This window comes from Pseudomonas californiensis (assembly GCF_021147775.1).
Taxonomy (GTDB): Bacteria; Pseudomonadota; Gammaproteobacteria; order Pseudomonadales; family Pseudomonadaceae; genus Aquipseudomonas; species Aquipseudomonas californiensis.
In genome coordinates, this window is sequence record NZ_JAGTPK010000020.1 from 53,835 (window position 1) to 73,230 (window position 19,396).

Annotated in this window: 18 protein-coding genes; 4 read left to right on the forward strand and 14 right to left on the reverse strand. The window is 58.0% G+C overall.

The genetic code is table 11. From position 1 onward, the window contains the following. Positions 1 to 70 precede the first annotated feature (70 nt). The 10 genes from KDX37_RS19130 to KDX37_RS19175 form a co-directional block, all read right to left on the reverse strand. On the reverse strand, positions 71 to 571 hold the full coding sequence (locus KDX37_RS19130; protein ID WP_231654273.1) for an RNA methyltransferase: 501 nt from the start codon (positions 569 to 571) through the stop codon (positions 71 to 73). 41 nt (positions 572 to 612) lie between these two features. Beyond that, on the reverse strand, positions 613 to 1,548 hold the full coding sequence (copD, locus tag KDX37_RS19135; protein ID WP_231654274.1) for a copper homeostasis membrane protein CopD: 936 nt from the start codon (positions 1,546 to 1,548) through the stop codon (positions 613 to 615). A 2-nt stretch (positions 1,549 to 1,550) separates the two neighbouring features. Continuing rightward, the gene (gene copC, locus KDX37_RS19140) at positions 1,551 to 1,934 is read right to left on the reverse strand and encodes a copper homeostasis periplasmic binding protein CopC (RefSeq protein ID WP_231654275.1); all 384 of its coding nucleotides are present in this window, start codon (positions 1,932 to 1,934) and stop codon (positions 1,551 to 1,553) included. Between the two features lie 57 nt (positions 1,935 to 1,991). Further along, the gene (locus tag KDX37_RS19145; protein WP_231654304.1) at positions 1,992 to 2,852 is read right to left on the reverse strand and encodes a copper resistance protein B; all 861 of its coding nucleotides are present in this window, start codon (positions 2,850 to 2,852) and stop codon (positions 1,992 to 1,994) included. A gap of 56 nt (positions 2,853 to 2,908) precedes the next feature. Then, positions 2,909 to 4,687: a copper resistance system multicopper oxidase gene (locus tag KDX37_RS19150; protein WP_231654276.1), complete on the reverse strand. Its 1,779-nt coding sequence runs from the start codon at positions 4,685 to 4,687 to the stop codon at positions 2,909 to 2,911. A 491-nt stretch (positions 4,688 to 5,178) separates the two neighbouring features. Next, positions 5,179 to 5,553 carry a YajD family HNH nuclease gene (locus KDX37_RS19155; RefSeq protein WP_231654277.1) on the reverse strand — a complete coding sequence of 125 codons (375 nt, stop codon included), beginning with the start codon at positions 5,551 to 5,553 and terminating at the stop codon, positions 5,179 to 5,181. Positions 5,554 to 5,862: 309 nt separating this feature from the next. Further along, positions 5,863 to 7,485: a glycoside hydrolase family 28 protein gene (locus KDX37_RS19160; protein ID WP_231654278.1), complete on the reverse strand. Its 1,623-nt coding sequence runs from the start codon at positions 7,483 to 7,485 to the stop codon at positions 5,863 to 5,865. A 427-nt stretch (positions 7,486 to 7,912) separates the two neighbouring features. Further along, on the reverse strand, positions 7,913 to 9,073 hold the full coding sequence (locus KDX37_RS19165) for an alginate lyase family protein (protein ID WP_406642827.1): 1,161 nt from the start codon (positions 9,071 to 9,073) through the stop codon (positions 7,913 to 7,915). Positions 9,074 to 9,237: 164 nt separating this feature from the next. Then, the gene (locus KDX37_RS19170; protein ID WP_231654279.1) at positions 9,238 to 9,714 is read right to left on the reverse strand and encodes a cyclic nucleotide-binding domain-containing protein; all 477 of its coding nucleotides are present in this window, start codon (positions 9,712 to 9,714) and stop codon (positions 9,238 to 9,240) included. A 92-nt stretch (positions 9,715 to 9,806) separates the two neighbouring features. Then, complete coding sequence (locus tag KDX37_RS19175) at positions 9,807 to 11,867, reverse strand: S9 family peptidase (RefSeq protein WP_231654280.1); 2,061 nt, start codon at positions 11,865 to 11,867, stop codon at positions 9,807 to 9,809. Between the two features lie 132 nt (positions 11,868 to 11,999). Between KDX37_RS19175 and KDX37_RS19180 the strand changes: the two genes are divergently transcribed. The 3 genes from KDX37_RS19180 to KDX37_RS19190 all read left to right on the forward strand — a co-directional run bounded on the left by KDX37_RS19180 (position 12,000) and on the right by KDX37_RS19190 (position 13,918). Continuing rightward, positions 12,000 to 12,485, forward strand: a complete 486-nt coding sequence (locus tag KDX37_RS19180; protein ID WP_231654281.1) for an MFS transporter — start codon at positions 12,000 to 12,002, stop codon at positions 12,483 to 12,485. 77 nt (positions 12,486 to 12,562) lie between these two features. Continuing rightward, a complete protein-coding gene (locus tag KDX37_RS19185; RefSeq protein WP_231654282.1) occupies positions 12,563 to 13,348 on the forward strand; it encodes a class II glutamine amidotransferase in 786 nt (261 codons plus the stop codon). Between the two features lie 45 nt (positions 13,349 to 13,393). Continuing rightward, complete coding sequence (locus KDX37_RS19190; RefSeq protein WP_231654283.1) at positions 13,394 to 13,918, forward strand: DUF2937 family protein; 525 nt, start codon at positions 13,394 to 13,396, stop codon at positions 13,916 to 13,918. Positions 13,919 to 13,939: 21 nt separating this feature from the next. On the opposite strand, the gene KDX37_RS19195 is transcribed toward KDX37_RS19190, so the two are convergent. From KDX37_RS19195 to KDX37_RS19210, 4 genes are all read right to left on the reverse strand, one after another. Then, on the reverse strand, positions 13,940 to 14,656 hold the full coding sequence (locus KDX37_RS19195) for a WbqC family protein (RefSeq protein WP_231654284.1): 717 nt from the start codon (positions 14,654 to 14,656) through the stop codon (positions 13,940 to 13,942). Between the two features lie 197 nt (positions 14,657 to 14,853). Further along, on the reverse strand, positions 14,854 to 16,032 hold the full coding sequence (locus KDX37_RS19200) for a vWA domain-containing protein (RefSeq protein WP_231654285.1): 1,179 nt from the start codon (positions 16,030 to 16,032) through the stop codon (positions 14,854 to 14,856). 39 nt (positions 16,033 to 16,071) lie between these two features. Continuing rightward, complete coding sequence (locus KDX37_RS19205) at positions 16,072 to 16,917, reverse strand: AAA family ATPase (RefSeq protein ID WP_231654286.1); 846 nt, start codon at positions 16,915 to 16,917, stop codon at positions 16,072 to 16,074. Positions 16,918 to 17,122: 205 nt separating this feature from the next. Beyond that, entirely contained in the window at positions 17,123 to 18,193 is a 1,071-nt protein-coding gene (locus KDX37_RS19210; protein WP_231654287.1) for a DUF748 domain-containing protein, read from the reverse strand. 125 nt (positions 18,194 to 18,318) lie between these two features. Between KDX37_RS19210 and cysK the strand changes: the two genes are divergently transcribed. After that, complete coding sequence (gene cysK / locus KDX37_RS19215) at positions 18,319 to 19,293, forward strand: cysteine synthase A (protein ID WP_231654288.1); 975 nt, start codon at positions 18,319 to 18,321, stop codon at positions 19,291 to 19,293. Positions 19,294 to 19,396: the final 103 nt, after the last annotated feature.

The following is a 19,396-nucleotide window of genomic DNA, read 5'->3' on the forward strand; positions in this document are numbered from 1 at the left end:
TCCAGTGTGTAGTGGGTCGGTTCAGAGAAACTGACTGCCCGCCCTCGTCACTGGTTCAATGCTTTTTACGTCACCGTTCACTGGATGGGTCGGTTTTTTCGCGACCGAACTGCGGGCCCGAACGGGTATTGATACCTTTGGCCATGCGGTCATAGAGCACGACATTGACGGTGGCCGCCAGGTTCATACAGCCCTCGGTAGGGATGTAGACCACGTCTTCGCACCAGTCACGAATCTCTTGATCCAGCGAGCCGTCTTCCGGCCCGAAGATATACAGCGCACGGTCCGGGTGTGTGTATTCGGGCAGTGCGCGTGCGCCTTCCACCAGCTCGACCGCGACCGGGATACAGCCCAGCGGCAGTATGCTTTTCAGGTCTTCGATGCCGATCAGCGGAATATCCTGATGGATTTTCTTGGTGTCGGTGATGAAGTCGCGCGCCCGCTCGTAGCGCTTGCCGGTATAAAACACCGAAGCCACGCCATAGCAGCCCGCAGCTCGCATTACTGAGCCAACGTTTTCCGGCGATTTTGGGTTGTAAAGACCGATGCAGGCGTACCGTTTGTTTGCCACAAGAAGGGTGCTCTGGGAAAACCCGGGATTATACGGCAGCGTCACGGCAATGCCATTTCCATTTCCGGGCTCAACGTTCCCAGCCAAGCAACGATAGCGATGATCAATAGTGCGGCGCCAAGCTCCAGCGTTACGCTGCGTCTGATGGTCTGCGTTGCTTGCGGGTGATCGCCATCAAGCAGGGCGCTCTGGAGTCTGGGGCCGAGGCGAAAGCGATTGAGCGACGCGAAGCCGATCATGCAGGCGAACAGCGCCAGTTTGGCCAACAGCAACTGCCCATAAAGACTGTAAGCGATAGCGTCGAGGGTTGGCCCGACAATGAACAGATAATTGACGATACCGGTCACGCTCAGCGTTATGACGATGGCGCTGCCGGTCAATCCGAAGCCGGCAAGGCTGCGAGAAAGCAGCTCCACCTGCTGAAGGTTTGTCAGTCGGGAAGGGCGTAGCAACAGGCCGAACACCACCAATGCGCCCAGCCAGCCGCCAGCTGCCCACAGATGCAGGATGTCGGCAGTGAAGTGCCAGAAGCGGCGCTCACCTTCGTCCATTGCCCCGTGGCCGTTCCATGCCAGCGTCGCCACGGCAACTGCGCCACCCAGCATCGCGATGCCAAGGCATGCCGTCGGACGCTGCCTGCTGAAGACCATCGCCAGCCCCGCCAGCGTGATGGCCGCGATACGGACTGCCCAGGCCTGGCCCATGTCCGTATCGTTCAGCATCATCGCGATGTGTGCCCACAAAGCCGCGGGCGCTGTTTCGCCGCTCATCAGCATCGCCAGCAGCCACATGTTGGACAGCGCCAATGCGAGCCCGACAAATGCCGTGCCCGCCAGCAGCGATCGCAGGCGCGACAGGGTCGCTGCGGGCGGCTCGCATTCGCGCAGGCTGCACAGTCCGAATGTCGCGATGCCGAATAACAGCAACAGATCAATGTACAACGCCAGACGCAGGGCGACGTTCAACGCGTCGCTCATCATCACTTCACTGTGAAGGTGACATTGCCGGTAACGACGTGGGTGTCGGCTGAAACAACACGCCATTCGACGACGTAGGTGCCTTCAACCAGCGGAGTAGCGGGCGTGATTACCATGGTCTTCGGGTCGGTGCTGGCAGAGACCGCGGTCTTCATGGTCATGGGCGGATGCTGCATGCCAGGCATCTCGGTCATGACCAGTTTGGCGCCGGAGAACTGTGCCACCAGATTTTCGGAGAAGCGCAATTCAATCTTCGCAGGCGCTGGCCCCTGTGACTGATCGGCAGGTGTCGAGGACAAGAGCTTGGAGTGTGCCTGCGCAAAGGGACTCAGCAGCAGGCTGCTGGAGAGGGCGAAAACGACAGCGGCGGATCGAATCAGGGACATGCATGCTCCGTGCAGCAAAGGCTGCGGACAGGGTGACCAAACGTTTTCAGGCGGGGCTCAAAACCACATACGCACACCCAGCACCAGCCGCGCTTCGCTGCGGTCCTGGCCATCATCGCGGGCATAGTCTGCGGTCTTGCCGTAAATTCGATTCCAGTTTACGCCGATGTAAGGCGCAAATTCCCGGCGTATTTCATAGCGCAGCCTGAGGCCGAACTCGGTGTTGGATAACCCCGCGCCAATGCCGCGCTGCGGATCGTCCTTGCCATAGAGGTTCAGCTCGACAGTGGGCTGAAGTATCAGCCGATTGGTGAGTAGCACGTCGTAGTCACCTTCGAGGCGTGCGGCGGTCTGACCCGCTTCGCCAATGAATGCCGTGGCTTGTGCTTCGAAGTTGTACAGCGCCATGCCCTGTATGCCGAAGGCGGCCCAGGTCTGCGACTCGTCGGGTTTGAAGTCCTGACGCACGCCACCCACCAGGTCCCACCAGGGGCTGATGGCGTGCCCCCACAATGCCTGGACTTCGGCCTCGTGGGTCTTGCCATTGATGCGCTCGCCTTCCGAGCGCAGCCACAGGCGATCGATATCGCCGCCTATCCAGCCCGACAGGTCCCAGGCCAGTGCACTGCCCTCGTCTGCATTTTGCCATTCGAGCTTTTCCGCCAGAAAAAAAGAGTTGATGGCGTCGTCATGAACCTGATGACCTGCATGGCTGGTATAGACGGCTGCACGGTCAGCAGCCGTAATGGGCGGGATCGGCGTGCGACTTTCACTGGGCGCAGCCTGAAGCGGCTGCATGGGCTGCAGATCGTCCTGCATGGGTGTCATGCCGTTCATCGAGTGGCTGCCATGGTCCATGCCAGCCATGTCTGCGGCCTGCACGGTTTCCATTGAGGCGCACAAGGTCAGCCCGGTCATGAGAAACCGTAAAGGTTGGCGAGGGGCAGGCGAGCGTCCCGTCAGCATAAGGCGTTTCATTCTTCCACCCGCACTTCACGGAACATACCGGTTTCCATGTGATACAGGAGATGGCAGTGATACGCCCAGCGTCCGAGGGCATCGGCGGTGACGCGGTAACTGCGTCGTGAGCCGGGCGGCATGTCGATCGTGTGTTTGCGCACCATGAACTGGCCGTTCTCGTCTTCGAGGTCGCTCCACATGCCATGCAGGTGGATCGGGTGGGTCATCATCGTATCGTTGACCAGCACCACACGGACTCGCTCGCCGTACTTGAGCCGGAGCGGTTCGGCGTCGGAAAACTTCACGCCATTGAACGACCATGCGAACTTCTCCATGTGCCCGGTCAGGTGCAGCTCTATGGTCCGGCCTGGCTCACGCCCGTCCGGGTCCTCGAACGTGCTGCGCAGGTCCGAATAGGTGAGCACGCGCCTGCCGTTGTTGCGCAGCCCGATACCTGGGTCGTCCAGTTTCGGCGACGTGCTCATAGCCTGCATGTCGACCAGCGGGTTATCTTTTTCGCTCGCCGGGTGCGATTGCATGGTAGGCAGAGTGGTCATTGGCATTGCGCTGTGATCCATGCCCTGCATCGTGCCGTGCCCCATCTGGCTGTGGTCCATCGTGCTCATGTCGTGCATCGGTGCTGTGCTGCCATGGTTCATGCTGCCGTGATCCATTCCAGCCATGCCCATGTCATCCATGCTCAACAGCGGGCGCGGGTCCAGCGGCGGGACAGCCGCTTGCAGGCCGGGGCGGCTGGTCAGCGTGCCACGGGCAAATCCGCTGCGGTCCAGTGCCTGGGCGAACAGGGTATAAGCGCCTTCAGCGGGTTCGACAATGACATCGAATGTTTCCGCCACCGCAATCCGGAACTCATCCACGGTTACCGGTTTGACGTACAGGCCGTCGCTGGCCACCACGGTCATTTTGAGGCCCGGAATGCGCACATCGAAATACGACATGGATGAGCCGTTGATAAAGCGCAGTCGAACCTTTTCGCCCGGTTTGAAGGTGCCGGTCCAATTCATGTCCGGCGCCTGGCCGTTCATCAGGTAGGTGTAGGTGGCGCCGCTGACATCCGCCAGATCGGTCGGATTCATTTTCATTTCTGCCCACATCTTGCGGTCGGCAGTCGTTTTGCTCCAGCCCTTGTCGCTGACGTCGCTGATGAAATCGGCAACAGTGCGTTTGTGGAAGTTGTAGTAATCGGACTGTTTCTTGAGCGTCTTCATCAGGCGCGTGGGACTTTCGTCTGTCCAGTCGGTAAGCATGACCACGTGCTCACGGTCGTACCGGAAAGGCTCAGGCTCTTTGGCGTCAATCACCAGCGGCCCGTAAACGCCCGATTGCTCCTGAAACCCTGAGTGGCTGTGATACCAGTACGTCCCGTTCTGGCGGACCTTGAAGCGATAGACATACATGCCGTCGGGTGCAATGCCGTCAAAACTAAGCCCCGGGACGCCGTCCATGTTGGCGGGCAGGATGATCCCGTGCCAGTGGATGGAGGTGGATTCGCTGAGGCGATTGCTTACCCTCAGCGTGACGGTGTCACCTTCGCGCCAGCGCAGCAGCGGGCCTGGGATACCCCCGTTGATGGTCATGGCAGTTCTGGGGTTGCCAGTGATGTTGACTGGGGTGGCGCCGATAAACAGCTCGAAATCGGTACCTGACAACTCCACCGGCTGGCTCGCATGAGGGTTGGCCCACACAGGACTGCGCCAGAGCCCCAGTCCGCCGAGCAGACCGCCTGCGGCGAGCCCCTTCACGAAAGTGCGTCTGGAAGTCTGGGAGGGCATGGCAAGGTTTCCGATCAGTCGATGCGTGGCAGGCCAGCAGGCATGCCGGTTCGACAGAAAGATGCCACAACGAGTGGCAAGACGGGATTACATTTCAGTCAGGTTGGGGATGAATCATCTCCAGCTGGAGCCTGGATTTAAAGTTGAAACCAGTACCCGTGGGCACCACCTGTGGGAGTAGGCGGGCGGCGTTCCGTCTGCTGACGAAGGGGCCGGTATGGTCACTGAAAGTCTCGGCTCAGCTCAGCGATCAGAATCGAGAAAGCCCAGCCACGGCAGAGCCAAAAACAAACAGCGCCTTTCTACCCCGATAGCCTTCACACCGTCGAGCGCGACGTAAGGTGCCGGCTGAGTTCTGGCGCTGACCCGATTTCCAATTGAAATTCGTATGTATGAGTGAATCCGTGGGAGCGCCAAGGCACGCGGACCTGCTTGCAAAAAGGCCGATATATCCAATGGGGATATACCGGCCTTCTGCGTTCAACCAGTCGCTACTCGTCTTTTTTCATCAATCCCGCCAGTGCTGCGAACGGGTTGTGGGTGGCTTTGGCCGTTTTCGGTGTGCTGAGCGAGCTATCGGAAAAATACTGCTGATCGGTATAACGAGAGTGCTCGTTATCGTGGCAGTACAGGCAGAGCAGCTCCCAGTTGGAACCGTCCTGCGGGTTGTTGTCGTGATTGTGGTCGCGGTGATGTACGGTCAGCTCGCTCAGGCGCTTGCCAGCGAACTCGCGGGCGCAGCGGCCGCAGACATGCGGGTACATCCGCAGAGCCTTGTCACGGTAGCCCATTTCGCGGTCGCGCTGGGCGTCGGCCAGGATACGGTCCAGCTTGGCGGTGTGAGAAGGAGGGTTGGCCGTGCTCATGGTGTCACCTGTTCGTGTGCGCATTGAAAGCGGGAATGAGCCCAAGTTTAGCGCCAGATGGACAAACTCACACCTGTTGCGACAGTAATTGCCCGTCGATTACCCGCAGTATGGTCTTTGTACTCTTGACGTTGGCGGATTGACAGGTTGGCGTGGATTTACAGATCTGTTACCTGGATTTGGCGAATATTGGCGTCTGAATGGGGTGTCCGTTTTCATGAAGTCACCACACCCATTGGCCGATGCCCGGCAGCGTTTTCCAGGCATAAACACCCCGCGTCCTCAGGTTGTGGTCGTCGCCACCGCCCCTCAAAAAGGCGCGTCAGGCAGCACCGTCTTGAAACTCACAAAAGCATGGCTGCAATCATGGGTGGCCCCAGCGGCAGGTGTCCCGGTGAGAACGCTGTCACGTAGGCCGTTTGCCAAGAGTTGTGGGTAAAAGCTGACGCGGCCGCCGCTGAATTCAACGTGCACGTTGGCCGGTGATATCGGACTGCCGTGTCGGCTTCCCGCAAAGGTGAGCGTGCCGCCGTCGAGTACCACGTTGTCCAGGCTGAGCTCGATCGGCAGGCCGGGATATCCAACCCATGTGAGTGTGCCGGCCCCGTAAATCGCGCTGCCAAGGGAATGGATATTCTTGAATACGATGTGTGTGTAGTGCGGCAGTTTTGTGCCGGTGTCGGTGCCGTAATACGAGTCCAGCAGAATCGGCGCCTGCATCCTGCGCATGCAGACGTTTTGATAGGTGACGTGATTGACGAGACCACCTCGGCTTGAGTCTGACTTGATATGCAGGCCGTTACTGTTGGCACTGTCGAAGCCGTCCATGGTCAGGTCATCCACCAGCACGTCGCTGACACCTGCGTCGGTTTCGCTGCCAATCGACATACCGTGACCGTAATAGAAATGGTTGTGCGTAAACATCAGGGCGTGACTGGTTTGCCTGGACCCCGACGACTTGATAGCCACTTGGTCGTCACCCGTGCTGATGTATGAGTAGGCCAGCAATACCTTGGAGGCATGACTGGGGTCAAAGCCATCGGTGTTTTTGACTGTCTGTGGGGTGAAGCATGTGGCCGGGGTCAGTTTGTCAGGGGTTGTGTTCTCAGGGCATTGATAAGCCCCTTGGGTATATACCTGGCTGGGCGAAAGAATTTTTATGCCCCAGGCCGTCACCCCCGTGACTTTGTCGGGGACAATGTGAAAGTTGGGTGAGTTCTCGAACGCCACGCCATAAAGGATGAAGTCGCTGCCTGCATTGATGTGCAGCAGGCGAGGGGTCTGCTGGTAAAGACCCTCGGACTTGTTCTGGTACGCGACGTCCCACCACGAGCGGGCATTTGCGTTGGCGCCGAGGGTGAGCAAGCTACCGCCACGCCCGTCCAGAGTGCCCTCGCCGACAATACCGCTGTGGCGGGTATTGTTGGCGACTATAAAGTCATTACAGGAACGGGTTTTGCTGCGCGTGGCGGTGCCACAGGTGCCCACGCCATTGTCGAAGTCCTCTGGATTGCGCGAGGCGTACAAGGTCACATCACGGTCAATCCATAATGTCACCCCGGAGGGGAGTGTCAGCGGTCCGCTGAGGAAGCCCTTTTTATCGTGCTCACCGATGATCAGTTTGACCGCGCTTCCCGAGGGGCATTGGTCAAGTGCGGCCTGGATGCGCTGTTGATCCGGTGCAGACTGGCTCGGGTTGCTGTCCAGGCTGTCTATGGAACCTTTGACTGGCACAAGGTCGGCCACCAGCGTCGTGCACACTCGAGCGGGCAAGCCCGGCTCAGAGACCATGCCCCACCCGGTACTGACTGGCGAAGTCGGCGAGTCGGGTGAGGCCAAGCCAGATCCCGGAAACCCCAGCAACAGCCCAACGACAACGCTCGCCAGATGCCAAGGGTTTCGCGAGCGCTTGCAACGTATGGTGGATGGCATAGCTTTCTCTTCAGCATAAGGTTTGCCGAGCTTTGTCTTTGCGGCTCAAGCCATTGTACAGGCTCGATTGCCGGGCTTGAAAAGCCGTCCCCGTCTTGCCTGAGTCCACCGGGTTCAAAGCTACGCATCACGCGGGGGATCGATGTCTGACAAGTCAGATTTTGAACGCTGACTGTGAGCTCTACCCCCGATGCATAACCCCATTCTCTTGATGCGTTCAGTTGGCAGTCACGCCGTTGGTCGATCTTGTCGCGATACCCTTGGGCGGTTTGTCAGTTCCTGCGAAGTTTTCCTGTGCAAGCCAGGCAGACAGGTTTCCGGGTACGTGACACTTTAACCGGCCTGCAGGATCGCAACTGCTCACGATGATTCGAGTTCATTTGATCCGGTGTTGTCGTCCCGTTATCCGCCGTGAAACGGTGTGATCCTATTTCAGCGTGTAGGTCAGGGTGCCGTAACCCAGTTGATCAAACCCACCGCTTTTTGGACCGTAGTTGCCGCCCCCACCTTCTGGTCGTACGTTTTTGGCTAAAGCGCTGATGTAGGGCGCATCGAGACCTTTGAGTACCACGTAGTGGTTGTAAAAAAGCTCCCAGACGGGACGAGTGTCGCCACGCCCCTTGTTTGAAATGACGTCCTGAGTGACATCGCTGTTGCTGTACGGGGTGTAAGGTACGTCCTGTCCCGAATTATACTTCGCGATGTACTCCATACCCTGCATGACGCGGTTGTTCTGATAACCGAAAAGATCATCGCCCTGGCTCCACGCCATTTGGCAGAACGCACCCAACTCAGCCGCATTCAGGGTGTTATGCCCCTGATCGCGCCCGCTCTCCTGAGTCTGGCCAAGGCCATCGGGATAGAGCTTCCAAACGACATGATCAATGGCCCCATTGCCTTTACCGTGCTTGAAGTACTCGACGGCCTCATCGTAGATATCTCGACGATCCGTCAGGATGCCGATGGCAATCATCGAGTCCATGTTAGCCAAGTCCCAATTGGCCCAGTAATGATCAATTTTCGCGCCGTTGTGGTTCACCAGAAAGTCGTGGTTCATCGGATAAAACACGTCAAGCATCAGGCTTTTGAAGCGGTTGAAATCCTGGGCAGGCCATCGGGGGTATGTACGCATTATTTCCGCCGCGTTAGCCAACTGATAGCCGTAAATGCCGGAGGCGAGGAACTTGTCGGATGTCCCATCGATATGGGTCAGTTTTCTCGACCAGGCATCCAGGACAGAGACGGCCTTATCGGCGTAGGCCGCGTCGCCACTTACTTTCCAGCGAAGGGCAAGTGCGTAGGCTGCGGCAGCGTCGTTGAACAGCAGGGCATAGTTCTCCTTGTCTGTGCCGTTGTAACCTCGATAAATCACGCTCTGTGCCCGGGGAGTCCAGGCCAGCGCCGCATGTGGATTCTTGATCAGCACGTTCCATCCGTCAGTCCACGGTTGCAAGTGTTGCGTGACTTTAGTCTTCATGCGGTCGAAATCTGCCTGGGTATGAAGAGCTCCGGGGTGGATGAAAGTGCTGGCCATGATGGGCGGTGCAAACAAGGCGATCACCGCAGACGTACACACGAAACGGCGCATGCTTTTGAACGAGAGAGCCATTTTTTTGAACTCCGGAAGACAGGCAATCGACACCGTACGTTATCGGCAGGCCTGGAATCAGCCAGCGGAGTCAGCACGCACCCTTTTGAAACTCACAAAAGCAAAACTGCAACCAACGAAGATCACCCGCATGTAGGCTTCTTTCACACCTGTTGCGACAGTAATTGCCCGTCGACCATACGCAGGCGCTTGGACAGCGAGATTGCAAGGGCGCGGATGATTTTTGCCGCCACCTTGGGTAAGTCCTCCAGCATCTTGTCCAGCGAATCCCGACCAAGATTCAGCAGCTGGCAATGGGTGGCGGCAATGCAACTGGCCGAGCGCCGTTCACCGTCCAGCACGGCCATTTCCCCGAACGAGCGACCACGACGCAAGGTGGCGATTTCGACCTGCTGCCCATCGCTGGCAAGCTTCTGAACCGAAACTGTCCCTTGGTGAATGATGCACATGAACGTCCCGGCGTCGCCTTCAGCAAAAATACTCTGGCCTTTCTCGATGTCGGTGATGCTGAAATAACCGGCGACCGCGAGGAAGTCATTGGGCAGCAGAGTTGCGAACAGTCCGCAATCCAGCAGCATGTCGCGTATGGCGTTGTTCAGGTTGGACAATTGATCTGACATGGTTCGGTCTTGTTATCGGTCGCGTGAAAGGGCAGGTCCGAGGGGCAGTCCTCTGCCCCCGATGCTAGTAAGACAGGTATATCACTTCAAGTTCATTCCTTGAGCTGCAACACCTTGAAGATGAAACCGTACTCCAGCGCTACGTCACGCAAGCCCTGATAGCGCCCGCTCATGCCGCCGTGTCCGGCGCCGAGCTCGGTCTTGAGCAGGAGCAGGTTGTCGTCGGTTCTGGTGTCGCGCAATCGAGCGACCCATTTGGCTGCTTCCCAGTACTGTACGCGACTGTCGTTGTAACCGGCGATCACCAGCATGGCCGGATACGCCTGCGCCCGGACATTCTCATACGGTGCATAGGCTTTGATACGGGCATAGACATCAGGGTCCTGAGGATTGCCCCATTCGTCGTATTCGGTGACGGTCAGCGGCAGGTCCGGGTCGAGCATGGTGTTCAGCACGTCGACGAAAGGCACTTCAGCAATGGCAGCCTTGAACAGCTCGGGCCGCTGGTTGAGCACCGCACCGATCAACAGACCGCCAGCGCTGCCGCCGCTGATGACCAATTGCTCTGTAGTAGTCAGGCCTTTGTCGATCAAGTGCTCGGCGCAGGCAATGAAGTCGCCGAAGGTGTTCTGTTTGTGCTCCTGCTTGCCGTCGCGGTACCAGGCTTCGCCCAGTTCACCACCACCACGCACATGCGCAATGGCGAACGCCACGCCTCGGTCCAGCAGACTGAGACGAGCGTGCGAAAACCAGGGGTCGAGACTTTCGCCGTAGGCACCGTAGCCATACAGATACAGCGGTACAGGCTTGCCGGCCAGTTCGCGCTTGACCACCAGGCTGATCGGCACTTGAGTACCGTCACTGGCTGTGGCCCACAGGCGCTGGCTGACGTAGGCATCGGCGTCGAATATGCCGAGCACCGGTGTCTCCTTGAGCACTACCTGCTCGCCGGTTGCGAGGGCCAGTTGGCGTACCTGAGCCGGACGGTTCAGCGACTGATAGCGCAGACGAATCTTTTCGCTGTCGAATTCCAGCGTGTCCTGCACATAAAGGCTGTATGCCGCGTCGGGTAGTTGAACGCGATAGGCCGCAAGACCTTGCGGCCGGACTTCAATGATCGGCAAGCCGCCTTCACGCAGGCTCAGACTGATGCCTCGGGCGTTAAGGCTGAGGCCTTCGAGCATTACCGAGTCGTCGTGCGCGATGAGCGTCTGCCAGTCTTCCCGCAGCGGGGCGCCGGCAGATGTTTGCGGTGCATGATAAAGGGCGAAGTTGATCCCGCTCTGGTTGCTGCGGATGAACCAGCTCCATACGCCATCCAGCAGGCCATGATCCGGGTAGTACTCGTGGCCTTCGACGCGCGGTGCCAGGCATGTGAACGCCTGCTCGGGATGATCAGCGTTCAGCACCCAGGCTTCGCTGGTGGTCTTGCTGTTGAGCAGCAGCACCAATTGGCGTTCGGAGCTGGTGCGAAAGCAATGCAGGAAGAACCGGCCATCCGGTTCATCGAACACCAGGTCAGCCGACTCGGCACCCAATGTGTAGCGATGCAGCCTGGAGGGGCGATGAGTGTCGTCCAGTTCGCCAAAAAACAGCGTCTGACTGTTGTTGGCCCACGTCATGCTGCCGTCGCAATCTTCGAACGGCAGGCTACTGACCTGACCCGTGCTCAGTTCCTTGACGTAAAGCTGATACACCTCGTCGCCGCTGGTGTCCAGACTGTAGGCCAGACGCTGATGGTCCGGGCTGATACTGAAAGCGCCCAACGAAAAGAAGCCGCCATCGGCCATTACGTTCGGGTCCAGCAGCAGTTCTTCGCCGCTTTCATCCACCGTATTGGAGTCGTCGGCCGGGCGCGGGCAACGGTAATGCCGCGCATATTCATCGCCTTCGGTGGTACGGGTGTAATACAGATACGGTCCCCACGGCGAGGGCAGCGAAAGATCGGTTTCAAGGATACGGCCTTTGATTTCCTGAAACAGCGTCTCGCGCAGTTGTGCCTGATCCGCGAGCTGCTGCTCCTGATAGCTGTTTTCGGCCTTGAGGTAATCGAGCACTTCATCGGTGTCGCGGTTCTGCAGCCAGGCATAAGGGTCGGAGCCGTCGGCCTTGCGAGCGATGGGGGCGCTGGAGGTTGCATTCGAAAAGGACATGCTGGGCTCTCTGTAAAGGCATCAATCAGGAAAATATCGGTACACGCTGAACCGATTACTGAAGCCAGGCAAGCCGGGCCAGTGAAAAGTCGTTATCATAAGCGCCTCTTTACCTGCCTTACCACGGACGACATGACCGAGAACGATTATCTGATCGCCTGGAGCCTCTACGCCTTCGCCGCGTCGGGTTGCCTGCTGGTATGGTTCCTGATGACCCGCTGGATGTGGCGGTATCTCAAGGAGCCGTTGCTGGTGGTGGTCGCAGTGTTGCTGTTCACCCCCACCCTGGTAGACCCTGCCAAGGACGCGTTTGCTCCTGCCGTCGCTATCACCGCGCTTGACCTGTTGTTCAAGGTCGGCAGCAATGTGTGGACGGCTGTGTCGGACCTCGCCATGTATGGCATGTTCGCGCTGGGTGCTTACCTGTTATTCGTACTGGTGCGCTGGCCGATAGAAAAAAGCCGCAAGGCCCGTCAGCCCAAGCCCGTTGCCGAACCCGCCGATGGGCAGGCAGACGATGCCGCCGACGAGCCGTTTGCCACTGACGAACGCTATGCGCGCAAACCGGCAGCACCTGCCGGGCCGGTCCGTGGTGCACGGGTCGAGCCACGTCTGTAGAGTCCCGCTTCGTTGGCATGCGCCGTTGTGTGCGGCGCATCGCCTGCTGCAAAACGTCTTGAAGCGAGAAACTGAACATGTGTGAATTATTGGGCATGAGCGCCAATGTCCCCACCGACATTGTTTTCAGCTTTACCGGGCTGATGCAGCGTGGCGGACGTACTGGCCCGCATCGTGACGGCTGGGGTATCGCCTTTTACGAAGGTCGCGGCCTGCGCCTGTTTCAGGATCCCGCAGCCAGCAGCGAATCTGAAGTCGCGCAGCTCGTGCAGCGCTACCCCATCAAAAGTGAAGTCGTGATTGGCCACATTCGTCAGGCCAACGTCGGCAAGGTCTGCCTGTCCAATACCCATCCCTTCGTGCGTGAACTCTGGGGTCGTAACTGGTGTTTTGCCCACAACGGCCAGTTAGCGGATTTCAACCCGCGCGCCACGTTTTATCGCCCTGTGGGTGACACCGACAGCGAAGCGGCGTTTTGTGATTTGCTCAATCGCGTGCGTGAAGCGTTCCCCGAGCCGGTCGATGTCGAGCAACTGTTGCCTGCCCTGATCGAGGCGTGCGCCGAGTACCGCAGTAAAGGCGTGTTCAACTGCCTGCTCAGTGATGGCGACTGGCTGTTTTGTTTTTGCAGTACCAAACTGGTGCAGATTACCCGTCGCGCGCCGTTTGGCCCGGCGCGGCTCAAGGATGTGGATGTAATCGTCGACTTTCAGGCAGAGACCACGCCCCACGATGTCGTCACCGTGATCGCCACCGAGCCGCTGACCGAAAACGAAAACTGGAACCGCTACGAGCCCGGTCAATGGAGTTTGTGGCGCAAGGGCGAATGCGTGGCCAAGGGTTCTACCGACGCCACTGCCTGATTTCCGTTCGCACGACTCAAGCGTTTATGAAGAAGAGGGATGTCAATGCTGCGAAGTTATCTGCGACTGGTCCTGTTTACCGTGGGCCTGCTGTTCGGGGTTCAGATTCCGGGTTTCATCAGTGATTACAGCAAGCGTGTCGAAGCGCATCTGATTGAAGCGCAGCAAGCCATCAAGGGCTTCAACGCGACGGCGCAGCAGTTCTTCAAAGGTGATATCCAGGCGCTCATCCAGCATTATCGCAACAGTGAAGACCCGGTCTTTCGCAGCGACGCGGACAACATCGACACCTTGCTGACCCGCACCCATGTTCTGGAGCGTCAGTGGCTCGGGCTGCAAGGCGCCTGGTACTCCCGGGCCATTTTCGTGGCCACTTCCTCGGATCCGGACATCCGTCGCGAGACCTACAATGGTTACACCTGGCAAGTTCTGCTGGCGCCCGAAGTCGTGGCGTGGGGCATTATCAGTGCGCTGCTGTTGGCGTTGTTGATCGAAAGCCTGGTGCTGTTGATTGGCTGGGTAATACATGGCGGACGACGCAAGCCTGAGTTGAACAGGGACTGGCGTTAAGCGAATCCGGTAACCGGGCTGTCAGATGACCGCCCGTGTTTCCCTGTCAATATAGGCGACGACTGTTTCAGGCGTGTTCCACATCAAAACGTCCAGTATTGAAAGACTGGGCAAAAAGTTGAATGGCGAGGCGTTGTAAGTCAGCGCAGACGGTTCAAGGAAACGCAACTCTATCCCTCTTTGCTGCCATTCACCGGGCACATAAATCTCGCGTCCGCCCGTAGCGTTTATATATTGTCGGGCTTGCATGATCGTACTGATTTCCAGCGCCCACTGACCCGCGTGTTGAATGGGCGGCAGGTCAAAGTTCATCTCTGAGCAGGTCTTCCAGTTGAACGGCATGCCCAGGTAGTCGCACACTACTTTCAATGAACGCGTGTTCAGCTCGCACAGGTGGGTGACGGGCCGGGCAAAGGTGAGGTCGACCAATTGCTGGACTTCCTGAAACCATGGTGCCTTGCCTCGATAGTGGTCAAGCTGGTTCCTGACGCGCTTGTGGGCTGCCGCGCAGTCGATCACCGTGGCGTCCTTGATCAGTGTTCCGTCCCTGGCGCTCACCGGAACCTTGACGTACTGCCAGCCACCATTGGCATCCAGTACTCGATTGCGGTTCATCCAGCTTTTGCGTTTGTATTTGACGGTGTCGAAGACGAGTCCCTGTTCGACAGCAGCGATGAGTTGGAAATAACCGATATAAGGAAAAAAATAAGGCTGCATGATCCCCAGCGTTTTAATCATAAGTCACCCGCGTAGTCGCGACGGCTGCTCAGGCAAAACGATGGAGTAACGGCAAAACTACTTACTCAGTCAGCACGGTGACCGTCTGAATGGTTGTCAGTGTGCTCAGCGTAGTTGCGGGTCTTGAAAATTGAGGTGCTATTGGTCGGCTTGGAACAGCCAGTCGATGACTGGCTTTTTGGTATTTCCGAGTGCTGTTACTTGGCGAGGTATCGCATGCCTTCTTCAAGGCCGCGCAATGTCAGGGGGTACATGTGATCTTCGATCAAGTCACGGACGATATGCGCAGACGTGGTGTAGTCCCAGGCGTCTTTGGGGTAGGGATTGATCCAGATGATTTTCTTGAATTTGCCCATGAATCGCTGCATCCAGACGTAGCCTGCTTCTTCGTTCCAGTGCTCGACACTGCCGCCTGGCTGGGTGATCTCGTAGGGCGCCATGGCTGCGTCGCCGATGAAAATCACTTTGTAGTCCGCGCCGTATTTATGCAGCAGGTCCTGAGTGGAGGTGCGTTCCGAGCCGCGACGCAGGTTATTCTTCCACACCGATTCGTAGATAAAGTTGTGGAAGTAGAAATACTCCATATGTTTGAACTCGGTCTTGCAGGCCGAGAACAGCTCCTCGCACACCTTGATGTGCGAGTCCATTGAGCCGCCTATGTCGAACAGCAGCAGTAATTTGATGGTGTTGCGGCGTTCCGGGCGCATCTGAATGTTCAGCAGGCCGGCATCGCGTGCGGTGTGATCGATGGTGCCGTCGATGTCCAGTTCGTCCGCTGCACCTTGACGTGCGAATTTGCGCAGACGGCGCAGGGCGACCTTGATATTGCGGGTGCCCAGTTCGACCTGATCGTCGAGGTTTTTGTACTCGCGCTGATCCCAGACTTTGACGGCCTTGCCCTTGCGTTCGCCCGCGTCACCCACGCGGATGCCTTCAGGGTTGTAGCCGCCCGAGCCGAATGGACTGGTGCCGCCGGTGCCGATCCATTTGTTGCCACCGGCATGGCGTTCCTTTTGTTCCTCCAGTCGCTTCTTGAACTCCTCGATCAGCTTGTCGAGGCCGCCCAGCGACTGAATTTGCGCGCGTTCTTCGTCGCTCAACGAGCGCTCGAATTCCTTGCGCAACCAGTCTTCCGGAATCAGTGCCTGGAGATGGTCGTCGAGCTTTTCCAAACCATTGAAATAAGCGCCAAAGGCTCGGTCAAACTTGTCGAAATGGCGTTCGTCCTTGACCAGAATCGTCCGTGCAAGAAAGTAGAACTCGTCGATATCGGCAAAGATGACCCGCTGCTTCAGTGCATTGATCAGGTCCAGCAGCTCACGCAGGGACACCGGCACCTTGGCCGCACGCATCTCGTTGAACAGGTTGAGCAGCATGGGTGTCGCCCTTTTTCGTCACAGGGTGGATGAAGACGATCAGCGGTTGCCGCGACGGCTCATGAAAGCCAGTCGTTCGAGCAGATGAACATCCTGTTCATTCTTGACCAGTGCGCCTGCCAGTGGCGGGATGGCTTTGGTCGGATCGCGTTCACGCAGGACCGCCTCACCAATGTTGTCAGCCATCAGCAGCTTCAGCCAGTCGACCAGTTCGGAGGTTGAGGGCTTCTTTTTCAGGCCAGGGACTTTGCGCACGTCAAAAAAGACGTCCAGCGCCTCGCTGACCAGATCTTTCTTGATATCGGGGTAGTGCACATCAACGATGCGCTGCAAGGTCGCCCGGTCTGGGAACGCAATGTAGTGAAAAAAGCAGCGGCGCAGAAATGCGTCCGGCAGCTCTTTTTCGTTGTTGGACGTAATAATGATGATCGGGCGCTTTTTGGCTTTGATCGTCTCATCAATCTCGTAAACGTAGAACTCCATCTTGTCGAGTTCTTGCAGCAGGTCGTTGGGGAATTCGATGTCGGCCTTGTCGATCTCGTCGATCAGCAGGATGACCCGCTCCTCTGACTCGAACGCCTCCCAAAGCTTGCCCTTCTTCAGGTAGTTGCGCACGTCGTGGACTTTCTCCACACCCAGTTGCGAGTCGCGCAGGCGGCTGACCGCATCGTATTCGTACAGGCCTTGATGCGCCTTGGTGGTGGACTTGATGTGCCAGGTAATCAGCCGCGCCCCGAAAGACTCGGCCAGTTGTTCGGCCAGCATGGTTTTGCCTGTGCCGGGCTCGCCTTTGACCAGCAGTGGACGCTCAAGGGTAATCGCGGCGTTGACCGCAAGCTTGAGATCGTCGGTGGCAACGTAGGCCGGGGTGCCTTCAAACTTCATGGGGTGAATCCTCTCGCAGGGCGCGCATGGCGTTGCTCACGCCGCTGGTGGTGGCGAATGACAGATGGTTGGACACCGCGTGGTGCCGAGCACCTGGGTAACAAATAATGCCCGGACTATAACGTGCTGCCCCGGCGCCTGTGAACGCAGACGCCTCATTCAGTTCTTGAATGAGGCGTCACGGCGTGACCGGGTCATGGCGCGGTCATGAATCCTTGTTGGTTTCATAACGCGCATTGAATGCCTGAACGAAGGCGTTGCGCAGAATTTGCAGAAACGCCTGGAAACCACTGATGTCCTGCTGGTGGACGCTGCCGCTGAGTTCGACCCGGGTAGCGAACTGGTTCTGGCGCTGGTTTTTCAGCACGGTTTCGCTGGTGCCCACCAGCGCTTCCCAGATCGAGCGCAGAACCCCCTTGTCCTTGTCTTCAACGTCCTGGCGCCAGTTGAAGACTTCCACGTTACGCAACAGCGGCTTTATATAGCCGCTGAGTTGACCCTCCTCGGCCTGTGCTTCAATGACCAGATCACCATTGCCTGCGTTGAAGTCAAATTTGGCATACGCTGATGAAAAATCATTCAGCTGCTTTAGCTGGATGCCTGTGGCACGGAGACGGAAGTCAAAATTCTCGAAATTGCTGAGTGGGTCGAATCTGGCCGTGCTCTCGAGGTTGGCGTGGCCCAGCAGGCGCGCCTTGCCCTCGAAGCTGGCGTCTCGATTGCCCTCGAGATCAACTACATTGGTGAGGTTGTAAAAGCTCGCATTGACCCGGTCAGCCTCGATTTTCACCTTGGGTGTCGAACTGAAGTTGTTGAACGTGATGCGCCCGTTGCCAATGCGTACTTCGTTGAGCGTGATGGGCAACAGCTTGTTCAACTCGGTACGCCAGTCGGTGCCCTGGCCGGTCTGGGAAGCCTGTTTGTTCTCGCCGCCGTCGACGAAGTTCAGTTGGGGGTCGATAAATAAAACTTCGGCAACGACGGCATGGTCGTACCAGAGCGAATGCCAACTGACGGCGATATCGATGACCGGTGCATTGATGAAGGGCACTGGAACCTTGCCGTCGACCTTGACGATGTTCAGCCCTTTTATTCGGTAGGCGCCGCGCCACAGAGCGACGTCTACATCGGTGATCTGGCCTCGGTAGTCGCCCATGTCGGCGAGCTTGTCATTGAGGTAATCGCGTGCCAGCCACGGCAGCGCGAGATTGATGCCGATCAACAGAACGACCAGAGTGGCCAGCGTCCATAGCGGCCAGCTGTAGCGACGTTTCATGACACGAGTCTCCGGTTCTATTAAAGGGTTGACTGCGCAGCGGGGCGTCGGTTCGGTCAGACTGGACGCCCGACCGCCAGCGGCATAGGCTTTGATTTTTCCACCGAAGTGCACAAGGATCCACCATGAGCCGTATTTACGCTGATAACGCCCACTCCATCGGTAACACGCCGCTGGTGCAGATCAACCGTATCGCGCCCCGTGGTGTCACGATTCTGGCCAAGATCGAAGGACGCAATCCGGGTTATTCGGTCAAATGCCGGATTGGCGCCAACATGATCTGGGACGCCGAGAGCAGCGGCAAACTCAAGCCGGGCATGACCATTGTCGAGCCAACGTCCGGCAACACCGGCATCGGCCTTGCGTTTGTCGCTGCAGCGCGGGGTTACAAGCTGGTGCTCACCATGCCTGCTTCCATGAGCATAGAGCGTCGCAAGGTGCTCAAGGCCCTCGGCGCTGAGTTGGTGCTGACCGAGCCGGCCAAGGGCATGAAAGGTGCCATCGCCAAGGCCGAGGAACTGCTGGCCAGTGAGCCTGAAAAGTATTACATGCCCGGCCAGTTTGATAACCCGGCCAACCCGGCGATCCACGAAAAGACCACCGGCCCTGAAATCTGGGCTGACACTGACGGCGCGATTGACGTTCTGGTGGCAGGCGTCGGCACTGGCGGCACGATCACCGGTATCTCGCGTTACATCAAAAATACCGCTGGCAAGCCTATTCTGTCGGTGGCCGTTGAGCCCGAAAGCTCTCCGATCATCACCCAGGCGATGGCTGGCGAGGCAATCACGCCCAGCCCGCACAAGATCCAGGGTATCGGTGCTGGCTTTATTCCCAAAAATCTTGACCTGTCGATTGTTGACCGGGTGGCAACCGTGACTGACGATGAGGCCAAAGCCATGGCGCGTCGCTTGATGCAGGAAGAGGGGATTCTATGTGGGATCTCTTGTGGCGCTGCCATGGCAGCAGCTGTCCGATTGGCCGAAAAGCAGGAAATGCAAGGCAAGACCATCGTCGTGATCCTGCCTGATTCCGGCGAGCGCTACCTGTCGAGCATGCTGTTCAGCGACCTGTTTACTGATCAGGAGCTGTCTCAGTAACACATCTTCAGGGGCGCGTGCTTCAAGCGGGTCGCTCAAGGGTTTATGATGGCCGGCTTCCAGGCTACCGGGTGAGCGTCTCTGATCGCCCGGTGTTGCCGGC